The sequence below is a fragment of the Rhodococcus jostii NBRC 16295 genome, assembly GCF_001894825.1.
GTDB lineage: Bacteria > Actinomycetota > Actinomycetes > Mycobacteriales > Mycobacteriaceae > Rhodococcus_F > Rhodococcus_F jostii.
On record NZ_BCWY01000009.1, the window covers coordinates 1 to 15,939 of the forward strand.

Genomic DNA, 15,939 nt, shown 5'->3' on the forward strand with positions numbered 1-15,939 from the left:
CTCGTCGGGTTCGCCTGCATCGGACTGGATTACCTGTCGCCCGACACCGTCTTCGTGTTCCTGCTCAACGCGTCCGGTGCCACCATCCTGATGGTGTACCTCATGATCGCGCTGTCGCAGATCAAGCTGCGCGGCCTGATGACTCGCGAAGAAGTCGGACAGCTCCGCCTGAAGATGTGGCTGTTCCCCTACCTGTCCATCCTCGCCGCCGGCGGCATCCTCGCTGTCTTGGTATCGATGTTCTTCGTCGACTCGTCCCGCTCGCAGATCTCGCTGAGCGTCGCGGCCCTCGTCATCACCCTGATCGCCTACCGGTTCCGGCGCCGCGGCAAGCGGAGCAACTCCCGGCCTCTCACCCCGAGCGTCTCCGCTCCCACCCCGTGAGGACCCCGGCGCCGGGATCCACGTGACGAGGCGGTGCCGCGTCAGCTGAGCAGCTCGTACACGAGCAGTCCGGACAGCGACAGGATCGAGACGAAGCCGAGGGCGGCGATCACGTTCTTCCACCACGTGTTCCGGAGATTGCCCATCAGCTGGGAGTTGTTGCTCATCACGAAGAGCAGGAATCCCAGGAAGGGTGCGATCAGCACGGTCAGAGCCTGCGCGAAGATGATGAGCTGCACCGGTGACTTGGTGAACAAGACGGTGATCAGGAGGCCGAAGGCGAGGATCGCGGCGCTGGTGCGCTTGGCGGTTGCCGTGCTCGGCGACGGGCCCTTGCCGAGTCCGTCGGAGAGCATGGTTCCGCCTGCGGTGGCGTTGGCGACCATGGCGGAGAACGCGGCACCCGAGAGCCCGAGCGCGAAGATCGTCGAGCCGATCGGCCCGGCGATGGGTTCGAAGATCCTGGCCAGCCCGGCGAGGGTGGTCGCTTCGGTGTTCTGCCGGCCGAGGACGGCGGCGGCGACGATGATGACGAGCGAGGTCATGATGCCGGGTGCCACGATCCCGGGGACGGTGTCGGCGATGGTCGTCTGGCGGTATTCGGCTGCGGTGCGCTTCCTTTCATGGGTGCCGTAGGAGGTGAAGAACGCTGCGTTGAGCGAGAAGTTGGTGCCGACCAGGGCGACGACGAGGAGTTGCCCGCCGGGCGGGATGGAGGGGACGAGTCCGTTCACTGCCTGGAACCAGTCGGGTTTCGCGATGATGGCGCTGAAGACGAAAGTGGCCGCCAGGAGCGCGACGATCACCAGCAGGACACGTTCGACGGTGCGGTAGACGTTGCGGAACAACAGGATCAGACCCACGAAGACGGTGCAGACCGCGGACCATATGATCGGGGAACCACCGAACACCATGGACAGGCCGAGCCCGGAACCGACGGCGTTGCCGACGGAGAAACACAGGGTGATGACGAAAACTCCGATGCCGGCGGCCACACCGACACGCCGGCCCAGCACGTCCTTGACGGAGCTGATCATCGACACGGGTGTGCGGATGCCGAGGCGCACGCTCATGTCGGCGTAGACGAGCATGAAGATCGTCGAGACGGCGATGACCCAGATGAGTGAGTAGCTGTATTCGCTGCCGGCCTGGACTGCGCTGGCGAGGTTGCCGGGGCCGAATTGCCATGCGCCTGCGATGAACGCGGGACCGGCCATGGCGAGGGTGCGGATCCAGTACTTCCGCTGCGGCCGGGTCCGACCCTCGGGCGGCGGTGGACTGCTTGCGACCACTGACGCGCCTCCGACCGAATCGACTGATGTGCGAGAGGGCTGACTCATCGATGAGCCTACTTTCTGGAAGGAACTCGGAGTGCTTCCGCGCCGGCCCGCTCACCTCGAGGAGGGTGGCGGGCCGGCGGTGACATCGGTCGCTCGCAGGGATGACCGGCGACCGCGTGGGCGAGGGCGGAAGGGGCACCGTCGCCCGTGAAGATGCGTGCTGGATCGTCAGGCGTAGGCGGCGACGGAGGTGAGCCCGGCAGACTGCAGTGCGGCGGCGATCTCGGCGCCGGCACCCTCGGCCAGGGGAAGCAGTGGCGGACGGACGGTGGCATGTTCGAGGATGCCTCGGGCGACGAGGCCTTCCTTGAGCGCCACGGTGCCTTCCATGTGCGAGCCGCGGTGGTAGACGTTGCGGGTGACGGGGAGCAGCCGGTCGTGGATGGCGCGGGCCGCGGCGTAATCCTTGGCCTTGCCGGCCGCGATGAGCTCGACCAAAGGTTCGGGTGCGAGTCCGCCGTAGCCGACGAGCGCGCCGTCGACGTCGAACATCGTGTGCAGCAGGTACTCGTCGTGGCAGGTGAGGATTTGCAGGTCGGGGTTCTCGCGGCGCAGGACCGGGATCTCGGTGTCCCAGCGGCGCATGTTCCGGACGCCGTTCTTGGTGGCGAACACCCCCGGCTGGGCGGCGATTTCGAGCTGAGTGTCGAGGTCGTAGGTGGCCTTGGTGACGTCCGGGTACTGGAACAGGATCAGCGGGAGCCCGGACTCCTCGTGGATCTGACGGTAGCGGTCCTGCGGTGCGCCCTTCTGGAAGCCGAACCGCAGCCATCCGTGGGACGGGTAGACGAGACCGGCAGCGGCACCGGCGGCCACTGCGCGCTTTGCCTCGTCGGCGGCGACCGCGGTTCCTTCACCGGTGATGCCGGCGATGATCGGGAGCCGGTCCTCGACTGCCTCCCGGAACGCGGAGATCACGGCTGCCTGCTCGTCCTGGGTGAGGAACGTGCCTTCACCGGCGTGGCCGAGGACGACCAGGCCCTTGACGCCGTCCACGCCTGCCAGCCACGACCCGAGGCGCCGGATCGCGTCGAAGTCGAGGGTCTCGTCCCGCTTGAAGGGGGTCACGGGGGCCGGGACGAGTCCGCGGAGGTCGAGTGTCGTCACGATGTTCTCGCTTCTCTTCGAAGGTGCTGCGACTGAGTGGGAACGTTCCCGGGAACGTTCCCGTGAACGATTTCATCGTGCGCTACGATGGTGAACTGTGTCAAGGGTCACGATGCTGAACCGGGTGTGATCAGGCTTTCTTGGCAGCTCGACGGACCGCCAGAGGCGGTAGATAGGAACACGATGGAAGCGAACGGAAGCGCGGCGCCGCGGGGGCGGGACAAGAGCAGAGTGGTCACGCTGCGGGAGGTGGCAGACGCGGCAGGGGTCAGCACCTCGACCGTGAGCCGGGTGCTCGACGATCGGGTGCCGCCGTCCCGATCGGCGACAGCCGAGCGCGTGCGCGCGGTCGCCGATCAACTCGGCTACCGCCGCAACACCTTCGCCTCCAGTCTCCGACGCGGCCAGACCGCCACGATCGGAGTGCTCGTCCCGCGGTTGAGCGACACCGTCATGGCGCTGATGTTCGAGGCGATCAGCCGGGCGGCTACCAGGCTCGGCTATTTCACCGTCGTCGCAACCACCGGTGACGATCCCACCCACGAAGCCGAGGCGGCGCGCACCCTCCTGGCCCGGAACGTCGACGGCTTGATCATCGCCTCCAGCCGACGCGACGATCCCCTGCCGCGCGAACTGCGCGAACAGGGAGTGCCCCACGCACTCGTCCTGCGCACCGACGGCATCAGCCCGTCCTCGATCGGTGACGACGAAGCCGGCGGCTACCTCGCCGTCCGCCACCTGATCGATCTCGGGCACACCGACATCGCCGTGCTGTCCGGCCCGCTCTTCACGTCCACCGCCACCGGCCGTCTCGCAGGCGCTCGAAGGGCGCTGCGGGAGGCAGGGATATCCGTCGACCCAGAGTGGATCGTCGAAACCACCTTCGGTATCGAGAGCGGCGAAGAAGCCGGACGCCGACTCTTCGGCTCCGCCACTCGTCCTACCGCGGTCTTCGCGGCCAACGACAACCTCGCGATCGGCGTCCTCGCGGCGGCCCATCAATCGTCGCTGTCGATCGGGGACGATGTCGCACTCGTCGGATACAACGACATCCCGCTGGCGCACCTGCTGCCGGTCCCGCTGACGTCGGTGCGCACACCCTTCGATCAGATCGCTGCCACGGCACTCGATCTGATGCTCATGCAGGCACCCGTCGAGAACCCGATCAGGCGTGCGCTGCCCACATTGATCCCGCGAAAGTCATCCGGTCCCCACCGGGGCTCCGACCCGCGGCACTGACCGCGGCACGACTGTGGGCCGGTTCTGCTGCACGACAGCAGAACCGGCCCACGGTGGTCGATCAGCCCAACAGCTGAGGGATCTTCGCTGCGCTGTCCAGAATGTGCGTGTGGGGCTCCGGGCGCAGGGTCTCGGCTTCGTGGGCACCGGTCAGAACACCCACCACGTACCGCGCTCCGGCGTTCGTTCCGGCCCGTAGATCGTTGGGGGTGTCGCCGCCGACGAGGACCTCGTCGACACTCTGCACTCCTGCGAGTTCCATCGCACGGAAGATGAGATACGGCGACGGCCGGCTTATCCGCACCTGATCGCTGGTGATCATGCCGTCGATGTCTCTCCCGATCTCCCAGCCGACCTGCTCGAGCAGCGGTTCCGCGATGCCGCGTGAGTATCCCGTCTGCAGAACGACTTTGACGCCACGCTCCCGCAACGTGGCGAAGGCGTCGGCGACTCCCGGCAGCGCGGTCGGCGGGGTCTTCCGGTACGCGCCGAGGAGCATGGCGGTGAACTCGGATTCGACGGAATCGAGTACGGCCGTGTCTGCCGGGACGCCGCTCTCACGCAGCAGCCCCTCGATGGCCTGTCGTTTTCCTGTGCCCTTCCAGCGGTCGAACCGATCGTCCGGAATCGGTGCGCCGAGGTAGTTCTCGACGGTGTCGCGCAACGCGACGTACACGGCCCCGCCCTCGTCGACGCTCGTGCCGGCAATGTCCAAGGTCACCAGCGAAACCCGGTGTTCGGTCATGGGTGTGACTCCTTCACTGTTGAGCCACTCACAGGTACGCCTGTCAGTGGGCGATCATCGACAGCACGTCGGCAATGACGTCGCTGCTGGTTCCGTGCGACAGATCGAGCGTCCTGCACCGGTCGTAGTACGGGCTCAGGTCGAGCCCGACCCCCAGCCCGCACACCTCGACGGCCCGTTCGTCCTCGTGCCGCTCGACCACCGTCTGCAGGTGGTGGTCCAGGTAGAACTCGTCGTTGGCCAGTGCGGTGGCGCCGTCCAGTGGGCTGCCGTCCGAGATCACGAACAGGAGCCTCCTGCCCGGGGCGCGGTCGCGCATCCGTGTGCACGCCCAGTCGACGGCCTCACCGTCGACGCCCTCCTTGAACAGGTCGTTCTTCAGCAGCCCCGCGATCGCGGGACGCGCTCGGCGCCAGGTGGTCTCCGCGTCCTTGAACACCAGCTGCCGCACCTCGTTGAGACGTCCCGGGTTGCCGGGACGTCCGGACCGGAGCCAGTCCTTGCGGGCTCGGCCGCCGTTCCAGGCGGCGGTCGTGAATCCCAGGATCTCGCAGCGGGCGTCGGCCAGTTCGAGTGCCCGCGCGAACACGTCGACCAGGACCGCAACCGGTTCGCTGAACTCCTTCATGGAGCCCGAGCAGTCGATGAGGAAGGTCACCGTCGCGTCGGTCCGCGGTTCGGTGCGTTCGGCGGCGAAGAGTCGGCGTTCGGTGGGCGAGGTGACGAGCTGCGCGAGCCGGCGACCGTCGATGTAGCCCTCTTCCCGTCCGCCTTCCCACCCGTCGCGGACGGGTTCCGACAGCAGAGTCTTCAGTTGCCGTCCGAGTTTCCGGACGTTGAGGTGCCGGCTGTCGATGGTGAGGTCGAGCCGCCGGCGGTAGTCCTGGAGCAGTTCGGGTCGGACGAGCGACGCGACGTCGCGTGTCTCGTCGTAGGCGCGGGTGAACACTCGGTATCCGTCCCCGCTGTCACCCAGTGCGCGGCTGTGCCCCGACGCGGCGGTCGCGAAGGCCTCGTGCTCGTCCGGCTCGAAGTCGAAGATCAGGGAGAAGCTCGCGGCCTGCTCGTCGCGGCCGGCGTCGTCGGAGTCGTCCGGGTCGGCGGCCGACTCCAGCCGGCGGCCGATCACGTCGGCGACGGCCAGGGCATGAATACCGAAGTCGTGTTGCGAGAATCGGGTTCGGCGCAGCGGGGGCAGGTGGTCACCGAGGACGGAGGCCAGGGCGAACCGGGTCGACTCGATCAGGTCCTGCGTCGACTCGGGTATCGGCTCGGCGGTGATCCGGGCCCGGCACATCTGCGTCACCGTGAACAGCAGCATGCCGTGCACGGTCTCCGTCAGCCCGGACGCCACGAAGTCCTGCGACCACTGCGCGAAGCGGTGAGCCAGATTCGCGCGCACCCCGCCCATGGCGTCGTCGGCCAGCGATTCGACGCGGAACTGTTCGAGGGTCTCGAAGATCAGCCGGCCCGGCGTGTCCTCCGGGCACAGGCTCCGATGCACAGTGGGATCGGTGTGGAGCAGTCGCAGGGCCATGCCGTCGCTCGCGCCGCGGAAGGAGGTGACGTCGTCGCGGGCGAAGGTCGGGTGCAGATGCGGGGCGGGCATCGGCACGCGCCGGTGTCCGCGATGGAGCACCGGTCCACGAAAGTGCAACTCGCCCTGGGCTGCGAGGGCCCGGATCGAGGCGGCACAGAGTTCGTGAACCTGCTGCTGACGGCGGACCGAGTCGGGCAGTGCGGACAGTTCTGCCATGACCGCGGACTCAGGCCACGCTCGTGGCGAGCGTCGCCGACCCGTCCAGTTCCGCGTCGAAGCAGCGCTGGAAGTACTCGGCGACGATCGGCCGCTCGGCTTCGTCACACTTGTTGACGAACGACAGCCGGAATGCCAGCGCCGGATCGCGGAAGATCTCGATGTTCTCGGCCCAGGTGATCACCGTGCGCGGAGACATCAGGGTCGACAGGTCGCCGACCCGGAAACCGTTGCGGGTCAGGTTGGCCACGGCGACCATCGATGCGATGAGGTCCCGGCCTGCGGGGTCGTCCAGGGACGGCACCCGGGCGGCGACGATGTCGATCTCCTGTTCTGCGGGTAGGTGATCGAGGGTCGCGACGATGTTCCAGCGATCGATCTGAGCGTGATTGAGCCGCTGCGCACCGTGATACAGGCCGTTGAGATTGCCCAGGCCGACGGTGTTGGCGGTGGCGAACAGGCGGAAGGCCGGATGGGGGGACAGCACCCTGTTCTGATCGAGCAGCGTGAGCTTTCCGTCGCGCTCGAGGATGCGTTGAATCACGAACATGACGTCGGGACGCCCGGCGTCGTACTCGTCGAGAATCAGGGCGACGGGCCGCTGCAGCGCCCACGGCAGGATGCCCTCCTGGAATTCGGTGACCTGCTTGCCTTCTCGGAGTACGACGGCGTCCCGGCCGATCAGGTCGAGCCGGCTGAGATGTCCGTCGAGATTGACCCGGACGCACGGCCAGTTGAGCCGGGCCGCGACCTGCTCGATGTGCGTGGACTTGCCGGTGCCGTGCAGCCCCTGCACCATCACCCGGCGGTTCCGGCCGAACCCGGCGAGCAAGGCGGTCGTCACGGCGTGATCGAAACGGTACGCGGGGTCGATGTCGGGGACGTGGTCGACGGGTTCGCGGAACGCGCGCACCGTCCGGTCGGTGTCGAGGCCGAACAGTTCGCGCACGGACACCAGGTGGCTGGGGGCCGCGGTGGTCATTTCGGGCATGCGCCCTCCTTCAGTTCATTTCTGTCGATTCGATGCCCGTGACCTCGTTCTCGATCTCACCGATAGCATCAGCTGCGCGCCGCAGTGCCGGAAGGAGCTTGAGCGCCTTGTCGGGGGTGAGTCGCATGACCGGGGCCTGGACTGCGATGCAGAGATTGGAATTGCCTGTGGCGCACGGGACGAGCACCGCCGCGCACACCAGGCCGGGCAGGAACTCCTCGTCGTCGATCGCGTAGCCGTCCCGGCGCACCTGCTTGAGTTCGGCTTCGATGAGCTCGACGTCGGTGACCGTCTTGGTGGTGTATCGCTCGAGCGGCATCCGACCGAGCAGCCGCCCGCGCTGCGCCGGGCTGAGTTGCGACAGGATCATCTTGCCACTCGCCGAGCAGTGCGCGGGAACCCGCGATCCCGCGTGAAGCGTAAACCGCAGGGGCTCCGGCGTTTCCACGCGATCGAGGTATACCACTTCGCTGCCCGACAGGGTGGTCACGTTGCAACTCTCGCCGAGTTCCGCGACGAGGTTTCGGAGGATCGCGTGCCGGGCGCCGTGGTGCGTGTCGTTGAGCAGAAGGTTCTCGGCGAAGCGGCGCAGGCGGACCCCGGTGCCGTAGTGCCGGCCGTTGTTCTGTCGAGTGAGGAGTCCGGCTCCTTCGAGCTGCTGGAGCATGCGGTGCAGGGTCGGCTTGGCCATGCCCGTCTCCTCGACGAGCCCCTGCAAGGTGAACAGCTGGTCCTTGGACGCGATCATCTCGAGCAGCGCGAACAGGCGCAGCGTCGGGGTGTCTCCGGGCAGCTCCGTGGTCGGGTGCCCGTTCGACTCGCTGATCCGGTGAATCTCACCCACGGTTCCTCCTCGGACGGAATGGCGGCGCTTACGCGTCGTGTATCGAAAAATCATACATCCCGTTCCAGTTTTAGGAACATTCATTGACGGAGCGTGTGACGTGGCCTACAGTCACTGCACATCACAAAATCACGAACGAAACGTTCCGATTTTTGACATTCTCTGCCGTTTCCGGCGCGCCCCTGAAGGAGGATCACACATGAGCAAGAAGAAGAACGGTGCCGATCGCACCGCGGTTACCGGTGTACAGAAGATGACACCGTCAGAGGCGTTCGTCGAGACGATGGTTGCCAACGGCGTGACGGACATGTTCGGCATCATGGGGTCCGCGTTCATGGATGCGATGGACATCTTCGCTCCCGCCGGAATCCGACTCGTCCCGGTCGTCCACGAGCAGGGCGCGGGACACATGGCCGACGGATACGCCCGGGTCAGCGGGCGGCACGGCATGGTGATCGGCCAGAACGGTCCGGGCATCAGCAACTGCGTCACGGCCATCGCCGCCGCATTCTGGGCGCACAGCCCCGTCGTCATCGTCACCCCCGAGGCCGGCACCATGGGAACCGGTCTGGGTGGCTTCCAGGAAGCCAACCAGCTCCCGATGTTCCAGGAGTTCACCAAGTACCAGGGCCACGTCAACAACCCGAAGCGCATGGCCGAGTTCACCGGCCGCTGTTTCGACCGCGCGATGTCGGAGATGGGCCCCACGCAGCTCAACATCCCCCGCGACTTCTTCTACGGTGAGATCGAGACCGAGATCCCGAAGCCCACCCGGCTCGACCGCGGTCCCGGCGGCGAGACGAGCCTGAACGAGGCAGCGGAACTGCTGGCCCAGGCCGAATTCCCGGTGATCGTCTCCGGTGGCGGCGTGGTCATGGCCGACGGCGTCGAGGAGTGCAAGGCACTCGCGGAGCGTCTCGGTGCGCCCGTCGTCAACAGCTACCTCCACAACGACTCCTTCCCCGCGAGCCACCCGCTGTGGACCGGCCCGCTGGGCTACCAGGGGTCGAAGGCCGCGATGAAGCTGATCAGCCAGGCCGACGTCGTGCTCGCGCTCGGCACCCGCCTCGGCCCCTTCGGCACGCTGCCGCAGCACGGCATGGACTACTGGCCCAAGAACGCCAAGATCATCCAGATCGATGCCGACCACAAGATGCTCGGCCTGGTCAAGAAGGTGTCCGTCGGGATCTGCGGCGACGCGAAGGCCGCCGCAGTGGCGCTCACCGAGCGGCTCGAGGGCAAGGCACTCGCGTGCGACACCAACCGCGAGGAGCGCAGCAAGAAGATCGACGCCGAGAAGGCCGCGTGGGAGAAGGAACTCGACGAGTGGACCCACGAGCGCGATCCGTTCAGCCTCGACATGATCGCCGAACAGGAAGGCGAGGACGGCAACTGGCTGCACCCGCGCCAGGTGCTGCGTGAGCTGGAGAAGGCGATGCCGGAGGACGTGATGGTGTCCACGGACATCGGCAACATCAACTCGGTCGCCAACAGCTACCTGCGGTTCGAGAAGCCGCGCAGCTTCCTCGCCCCGATGAGCTTCGGCAACTGCGGCTACGCACTGCCCACCGTCATCGGCGCGAAGGCGGCGGCGCCGGAACGGCCGGCGATCGCGTACGCCGGCGACGGCGCCTGGGGAATGAGCCTCGGTGAGGTCATGACCGCGGTCCGCCACGACATCCCCGTCACCGCAGTCGTGTTCCACAACCGTCAGTGGGGTGCGGAGAAGAAGAACCAGGTCGACTTCTACAACCGCCGCTTCGTCGCGGGTGAGCTCGAGAGCGAATCCTTCGCCGGCATCGCGCAGGCGATGGGTGCCGAGGGCATCGTCGTCGACAAACTCGAAGAGGTCGGCCCGGCGCTGCAGCGCGCGGTCGCCGCGCAGATGAACGAGGGCAAGACGACGGTCATCGAGATCATGTGCACCCGGGAACTGGGCGACCCCTTCCGCCGCGACGCGCTGTCGAAGCCGGTGCGCCTGCTCGACAAGTACAAGGACTACGTGTAGTCCCACACCGTGTAGTCCCACACCCGTGAGGTGGTCCCCGGCGCAGCCAGCGCCGGGGGCCACCTTCGTGCGTCCTGGTACCGACGATCCGTCGCGGACTGGATCTGGTCCTGCCGGCCCGGACCTCCCACAATTCGTTGTCGAAGGTAATGACGAAGTGGAAGTGAACGGTGGCGATTCGTGGCATCAACAGTGTGGGGTCTCTCGATGCCCGCGATCGCTCTCGCGCTGCTCATCATCGTGGCCGGCGGCGTGGTCCGCGGATTCGGCGGATTCGGCGGCTCGATGGTGTGGGTGGCGGGACTGGTGGTGCTGCTCCCGCCGACCGCCGTGATCCCGACGGTGTTCATCCTCGAAGTCGTCTCCAGTGCGGCGATGCTGCCCCAGGTGTGGCGTCAGGTGCACTGGCAGTCGCTGCGGTGGCTGTTCGCCGGCACCCTCATCGGGATGCCCGTCGGAATGTGGCTGCTCACCCAGCTGTCCGGTGACCTCGTCCGCATCCTGCTCGGACTCTCCATCGTCGCCGCAGCGGTGGCTATGGCAGTCGTGCCCGACCGCGCCTCCCTCCCGGGCCCCGGCAGCACCACCGCGACCGGCGTCGTTTCGGGACTTCTCAACGGCGGCTTCGCATTGGGTGGCCCACCGGTGATCCTGATGTACTTCTCGGCGTCCTCACACGTGGTCGCCGGCCGCGCCTCGCTGGTGGTGTTCTTCCTCGGCATCGACGCATTCGGCGTCGCAGGATCCGCCGCCGGCGGATTGCTCACCACACCGGTCCTCGCCCAGACCGCGCTGTTCATCCCCCTCTGCCTGGCAGGCGCAGCCGCCGGCAAATGGATGTTCGCCCGCACCACCGCCGACCGCGTTCGTCAACGCGTCCTCTGGCTACTCGGAGTCCTCGGCATCGCCGTGCTGGTGCAGGTGGCGTTGCGCTGATCGGGTGTGGTCGATCGCAGCGCTGTGGCCCCGCCCTCGGTCGAACCCGAGTCGGGGCCACGGCGGCCGTGCGTCAGGTCGAGGCTATCCGCGACATTGCCGCATCGTCAGGGTGTGATTGTGCGTCCGTGCCCTCGGTGTAGATGTCCCGACGGCGGATGGCGAGTGTGCACACGGTACTGACAACCCCTACCGCCACGGTGTATCCCATTATCAGTGAAAGTCCACCGGTTGCCGAACTGAGGAGGGAAGCGAGCACGAGCGGTGTCAGCCCGGATGCCACGATTCCCGAAAGCTGGTAGACGACGGAGATACCGCTGTAGCGGACTCGGGTGGGGAACAGTTCCGCAAACAGCGACGACTCGGGGGCGTAGACGATCGGATAGAGGACCCCGAGGACCAATACGATCGTGACGACGATGACCGCTGTATTTCCGGTACCGACAAGGACGAAGGCGGGATAAGCCGCAGCCGTGAGGATCACGATTCCCGCCGCGAATACGTGTCTGCGGTCGAAACGGTCTGCCACCCTTCCGAAGATCGGGATGAATACGACCATAGTCGCCGCCGCGGCCATCACCGCCAGCAGCAGGGTCTGTCGGCTGAGGTGCAGCGTGCCGGTGCCGTACGCAATGACAAAAACCGCCCACGTATTGAAGGCCACGCCCTCGGCCCATCGACTGCCCATTCCCAGCAACATGTTTCGCCGCGACTGCGGGCTCTTGATCAGTTCCAGAGCAGGCACAGTAGCCTTCTCCTCTACCGTTTCGAGCTTGCGGAAGGCTGGAGTCTCCATGACCTTGAGGCGGATGAAGAGGCCGACCGCCACCAGGATCGCGCTCAGCATGAAGGCGATCCGCCATCCCCAGGCGAGAAATGCAGCCTCCGACATTGCCAGGTTGAGTACCGCGAATACACCGGTACCCAACATCAGGCCGATCGCGAGGCCGATTTGCGGCAGGCTTCCGTAGAAACCGCGCTTGCCGCTGGGAGCGTACTCGACGGCCATCAGGACCGCCCCGCCCCATTCACCGCCGATTGCGATACCTTGCGCGAGGCGAAGTACCACCAGCAAAATCGGTGCCGCGATACCGATCGTGGCGTAACTGGGGACCAGCCCGATCAGGCAGGTCGCCACACCCATGATCATCATGGTTGCCACCAGGGTCTTCTTCCGGCCGACGCGGTCGCCGATGTGCCCGAAGACGAGACCGCCGAACGGCCGGGCCATGAATCCGATCGCGAACGTGGCAAACGCAAGCAGTGTGCCGACGACCGGATCCGACCCCGGGAAGAAGAGTTTGTCGAATACCAGCCCGGCGGCGATGCCGTAGAGGAAGAAGTCGTACCACTCGACTGTCGTTCCGACGATACTCGAGGCCACGACGGTGCGGATCTCGGACTTCGAGGGTTCCTGCTCGGTGTCTCGGGAAGTGCTCACAACGACTCCCGGAATATGTGTGTGAGGGCATCCCTGGTTACCGGACGGGGCACGACGGCCAGCTGACGTGTCTGCTTCATCGTTCCATCGACCAGTGTGTCGAGGTGCTCTTCGGAGTAGCCGAAACTGCGCAACCCGGAGGGCATTTCGATGTCCGTCATCAGTTCGCTCAAGACATGCGCGAGCGCGTCCGCTCCATCGGTCGTCGTGAAGGTCTGGCCGGAGAGAAGTTCGGCCGCGCGCAGGTGCCGACTGGGATCGCTCGGGTACGTCCATCGGAAAACCGCAGCGGCAGTGGCGGATACGGCCTGTCCGTGCGGCACCATGGGCATTGGGGGGTAGCCCTCGGCCTGATAGTTCTCGACCGCGCCGGCGACCGGGTAGGCATTGGCATGCGGCAGATGGGTGCCCGCGTTCCCGAACCCTGTTCCGGCGGAGGTCGACGCAAGCGCCATCTGGTACCTGGCTTCGAGGTCTCGCCCGTTCATTACGGCGCGCCGCAGGTACTTCCCCACCAGAGAGAGGGCCTGCTCGCACCAGACGTCACTGATCGGGTTGGAACCACAGAAGGCGGGGCGCTTCATCGGGTCTTCCGGTGCAGGCTTGGCGTCGAACCGGACGCTGGTGTAGCTCTCGAGTGCGTGAGACAGCACGTCCATCCCGCTCGCGGCCGTGACCTGCGAGGGAAGAGAGACGGTGGTCAGGGGATCTACAACGGCGAGCGTCGGTCGCAACTTCGGGTGGCTGACACCGGCTTTCAAGTGCAGGCCGAGGAAATCGATGACGCAGATCGTCGTCGATTCCGATCCGGTGCCGGCGGTGGTCGGCACGGCGATCAGGGGCTTCAGCGGAAGCCACGGCGCCCTACCTCCGCCGATCGGCGGGGTCACGAAGTCGAGCAATTCTCCGGGGTGTGTGGTGAGGAGGTTGACGGCCTTGGCCGTGTCGATGGCGGAACCTCCGCCGACTGCGATGAAGCAGTCCCACTCCCGTTCCGAGGCGTAGGAGACGGCCTCGTTGATGCTCTCATCCGTCGGCTCGACTGCGACGCCATCGAATACATCCGATTTGATGCCCACTGCGACCAATTGTTCGCGGATCCGGTCGGGTATCCCAGTGTTTCGAACACCCGGATCGGTAATGACCAAGCACGATTCCAGAGCCTGTGCCGATAGCTCGGCGCCCAGCTCGTCCAGTGCTCCGATGCCGAACTTCAGTGGCGGTGCTGCCCAGGTGAAGACGCTCTCGTTCTCGTTCGATCGATACATCGTTGAGACTCCTCCGCTGTCACCATGTAGGGGCATTCCCCACACTGTGAAGTGACGATAGGCCATGATCACTGATATGTGAAGTGCCTCACACGAAGAATTTGATGGATCCAGAGGCGGAACGGATTGGGCCGCCACAGAACTACGGCGAGGCAGGGGTTGCACAAGACCCGGCTGATGACCCGCGGAAGGGCGTCGGGTCAGTGAGACATCGCCCGGTTGACCGGGATGAACTGTGATACTTCCTTGGCTGCCTGAAGAATGCGTTCTCCGAGTGTTCGAACCCTGGCGTTCGGCATGCGAACAGTGGGCACCTGGATCACCAGTGCAGCCTGCGCGGTTCCGTTCGCATCCAGGATCGGGGCGCCCACGCAACGCACTCCCTCTACGTTCTCCTGCTCGTCGATGCTGTACCCCCGGGTACGGATCTCTCGCAGTTGCTCGGAGAGCTCGCGGGGAGTGCTCAGGCTGTACGGCGTGACCTTGGCGAGCTTGACCGGAAGCGTCTTGACGTACGTTTCGGCATGCGGAGAGAACGCGAGGATGGCCTTGCCCGATGCCGTCGTGTACAGGGGGAACCGAGCGCCTGTGTGCTGTTCGAATCGCAGCGGGAGCGTCGATTGCACCCGCATCATCACTACCGACTCCGACCCTTCCCGGATCGACAGGTTCACCGATTCCTGGGTCTCGGCATTGACCTGCTCCAGGATGGGTAAGGCCTTGTCCATGCCGAATCCGCGTTGTGCGGCCTGGCCGAGGAGCACCGTTCCGCTGCCGAGGTAGTAGCTGTCGGATATCGAATTCCTCGCTACGAGACCCTCTGCGATCAGCGCTCGGATAAGTCTGTTGGCCGTGCCGGACGACAATCGGAGTTCTGCCGCGATCGCACTGCCGGTCAGCTCGTCGGACGACGATGCGAGCAACTTGAGCACGGCCAGCGCTCGGCCGACGGACTGTGTGCCCGCAGGCAGTTCTTCGCTCACTGCGCGACCCCATCCTTGTCATGCCTGCCGGTGAGCCGATGTTACCGACTCAGTCGATGACCGATACCCAGATCTCGTTGCAGTCCTGGCCGGCGCCCTGATCGGCCGCCGCCTGTTCTACCAGGAGCGTTCCGGTGTGAAGGATGTGTCGCCGTAATGCGCTCTCGGCCGCAGACGAATCCGCCTCGAGGATCGCCTCGACAACTGGGCGGTGCTCGGCGTTGATGTCCTCGAGTGTGCGTGAGCGGTCGGCTGTCGATGCGCCCAGCAGTCGCGTTGTCTCCCGAAGGTTGCTGATGATCGAGCGCGAGCGCGAGTTGCCGGCGGCAGCGAGGATCAGATCGTGCAGTCGCTCGTCCTGTTTCGAGAACAACGCATCGTTTCCGGCCGCGGCACTGCGCTCCATATCGTCCAGCTGACGCTGGAGTTGCTCGTTCAGGGCTGGAGACGACTCACGCGCGACACGGCGCACGGCGGGTAGTTCCAGCGCGAGCCGGACCGCGAAGATCTCTGCGATCTCATGAGGTTGGGGAAGGATTATTCGGAATCCGCGATTGCGTTCGAACCGCACCAGTCCAGAATCGGCGAGCCGGAGCAAACCCTCGCGGACCGGGCTGCGGGACACTCCGAACTCGTCGGCGACCTGATAGACCGAGTACAGGATCCCCGGGACCATTTGTCCGCTGCGCACGGCGTCGAGCACCCCGGTGATCACTTTCTCGGTGAGTGATTCGGCCGTGCGAGCAATCGGCTGGAGAGTGAGCGGAGAATCGACCACGTCGTCACTCTAGTCGCGTTCGATCGAGTAACGTGTAGCATGTTACTCAGGTAACATGCTACATCTGAAGCGAACATGCCCGATGCCCGCAGGCCCTCTGGCGTAGCCATTGATCCTTC

General features: G+C 65.8%; 13 protein-coding genes and 1 pseudogene. 4 read left to right on the forward strand and 10 right to left on the reverse strand.

The annotated features are described in order from the left end of the window. A pseudogene (locus tag RJ1_RS08770) lies at positions 1 to 384 on the forward strand (GABA permease); the annotation flags it as partial. A gap of 41 nt (positions 385 to 425) precedes the next feature. Here the strand turns inward: RJ1_RS08770 and RJ1_RS08775 are convergent. Both RJ1_RS08775 and RJ1_RS08780 read right to left on the reverse strand, forming a co-directional pair. Next, positions 426 to 1,601: an Nramp family divalent metal transporter gene (locus RJ1_RS08775; RefSeq protein WP_073359646.1), complete on the reverse strand. Its 1,176-nt coding sequence runs from the start codon at positions 1,599 to 1,601 to the stop codon at positions 426 to 428. A 291-nt stretch (positions 1,602 to 1,892) separates the two neighbouring features. Beyond that, the gene (locus RJ1_RS08780) at positions 1,893 to 2,831 is read right to left on the reverse strand and encodes a dihydrodipicolinate synthase family protein (protein WP_073359574.1); all 939 of its coding nucleotides are present in this window, start codon (positions 2,829 to 2,831) and stop codon (positions 1,893 to 1,895) included. A 183-nt stretch (positions 2,832 to 3,014) separates the two neighbouring features. Between RJ1_RS08780 and RJ1_RS08785 the strand changes: the two genes are divergently transcribed. Then, the gene (locus RJ1_RS08785; protein ID WP_073359575.1) at positions 3,015 to 4,070 is read left to right on the forward strand and encodes a LacI family DNA-binding transcriptional regulator; all 1,056 of its coding nucleotides are present in this window, start codon (positions 3,015 to 3,017) and stop codon (positions 4,068 to 4,070) included. A 61-nt stretch (positions 4,071 to 4,131) separates the two neighbouring features. Here the strand turns inward: RJ1_RS08785 and RJ1_RS08790 are convergent, their stop codons facing one another. The 4 genes from RJ1_RS08790 to RJ1_RS08805 are packed head-to-tail and all read right to left on the reverse strand — an operon-like array spanning position 4,132 to position 8,406. Then, complete coding sequence (locus RJ1_RS08790; RefSeq protein WP_073359576.1) at positions 4,132 to 4,815, reverse strand: phosphonatase-like hydrolase; 684 nt, start codon at positions 4,813 to 4,815, stop codon at positions 4,132 to 4,134. A 43-nt stretch (positions 4,816 to 4,858) separates the two neighbouring features. After that, a complete protein-coding gene (locus RJ1_RS08795) occupies positions 4,859 to 6,571 on the reverse strand; it encodes a cobaltochelatase CobT-related protein (RefSeq protein WP_073359577.1) in 1,713 nt (570 codons plus the stop codon). 10 nt (positions 6,572 to 6,581) lie between these two features. After that, a complete protein-coding gene (locus tag RJ1_RS08800) occupies positions 6,582 to 7,562 on the reverse strand; it encodes an AAA family ATPase (protein WP_073359578.1) in 981 nt (326 codons plus the stop codon). Positions 7,563 to 7,572: 10 nt separating this feature from the next. Then, positions 7,573 to 8,406: an IclR family transcriptional regulator gene (locus RJ1_RS08805; protein ID WP_073359579.1), complete on the reverse strand. Its 834-nt coding sequence runs from the start codon at positions 8,404 to 8,406 to the stop codon at positions 7,573 to 7,575. A 199-nt stretch (positions 8,407 to 8,605) separates the two neighbouring features. Between RJ1_RS08805 and xsc the strand changes: the two genes are divergently transcribed. Together xsc and RJ1_RS08815 are read left to right on the forward strand one after the other, a co-directional pair. Then, on the forward strand, positions 8,606 to 10,414 hold the full coding sequence (gene xsc, locus RJ1_RS08810; protein WP_073359580.1) for a sulfoacetaldehyde acetyltransferase: 1,809 nt from the start codon (positions 8,606 to 8,608) through the stop codon (positions 10,412 to 10,414). Between the two features lie 180 nt (positions 10,415 to 10,594). Next, positions 10,595 to 11,350, forward strand: coding sequence for a sulfite exporter TauE/SafE family protein (locus tag RJ1_RS08815; RefSeq protein WP_073359581.1), 756 nt, complete (start codon positions 10,595 to 10,597; stop codon positions 11,348 to 11,350). A 73-nt stretch (positions 11,351 to 11,423) separates the two neighbouring features. On the opposite strand, the gene RJ1_RS08820 is transcribed toward RJ1_RS08815, so the two are convergent. The 4 genes from RJ1_RS08820 to RJ1_RS08835 all read right to left on the reverse strand — a co-directional run bounded on the left by RJ1_RS08820 (position 11,424) and on the right by RJ1_RS08835 (position 15,820). Further along, positions 11,424 to 12,791, reverse strand: coding sequence for an MFS transporter (locus RJ1_RS08820; RefSeq protein WP_073359582.1), 1,368 nt, complete (start codon positions 12,789 to 12,791; stop codon positions 11,424 to 11,426). Next, entirely contained in the window at positions 12,788 to 14,059 is a 1,272-nt protein-coding gene (locus RJ1_RS08825) for a hydroxyacid-oxoacid transhydrogenase (protein WP_073359583.1), read from the reverse strand. Before RJ1_RS08825 ends, RJ1_RS08820 begins: the two co-directional genes overlap by 4 nt. Positions 14,060 to 14,259: 200 nt before the next feature. Continuing rightward, complete coding sequence (locus RJ1_RS08830) at positions 14,260 to 15,042, reverse strand: IclR family transcriptional regulator (RefSeq protein WP_073359584.1); 783 nt, start codon at positions 15,040 to 15,042, stop codon at positions 14,260 to 14,262. A gap of 49 nt (positions 15,043 to 15,091) precedes the next feature. Beyond that, entirely contained in the window at positions 15,092 to 15,820 is a 729-nt protein-coding gene (locus RJ1_RS08835) for a GntR family transcriptional regulator (protein ID WP_073359585.1), read from the reverse strand. Between the last annotated feature and the right edge of the window lie 119 nt (positions 15,821 to 15,939).

Bases quoted from the DNA above. Each gene is read 5' to 3' on its own strand.
- RJ1_RS08825 (WP_073359583.1), bottom strand. From the start codon at position 14,059: ATGTATCGATCGAACGAGAACGAGAGCGTCTTCACCTGGGCAGCACCG.
- RJ1_RS08795 (WP_073359577.1), bottom strand. From the start codon at position 6,571: ATGGCAGAACTGTCCGCACTGCCCGACTCGGTCCGCCGTCAGCAGCAG.
- RJ1_RS08790 (WP_073359576.1), bottom strand. From the start codon at position 4,815: ATGACCGAACACCGGGTTTCGCTGGTGACCTTGGACATTGCCGGCACG.
- RJ1_RS08785 (WP_073359575.1), top strand. From the start codon at position 3,015: ATGGAAGCGAACGGAAGCGCGGCGCCGCGGGGGCGGGACAAGAGCAGA.
- xsc (WP_073359580.1), top strand. From the start codon at position 8,606: ATGAGCAAGAAGAAGAACGGTGCCGATCGCACCGCGGTTACCGGTGTA.
- RJ1_RS08800 (WP_073359578.1), bottom strand. From the start codon at position 7,562: ATGCCCGAAATGACCACCGCGGCCCCCAGCCACCTGGTGTCCGTGCGC.
- RJ1_RS08775 (WP_073359646.1), bottom strand. From the start codon at position 1,601: ATGGCCGGTCCCGCGTTCATCGCAGGCGCATGGCAATTCGGCCCCGGC.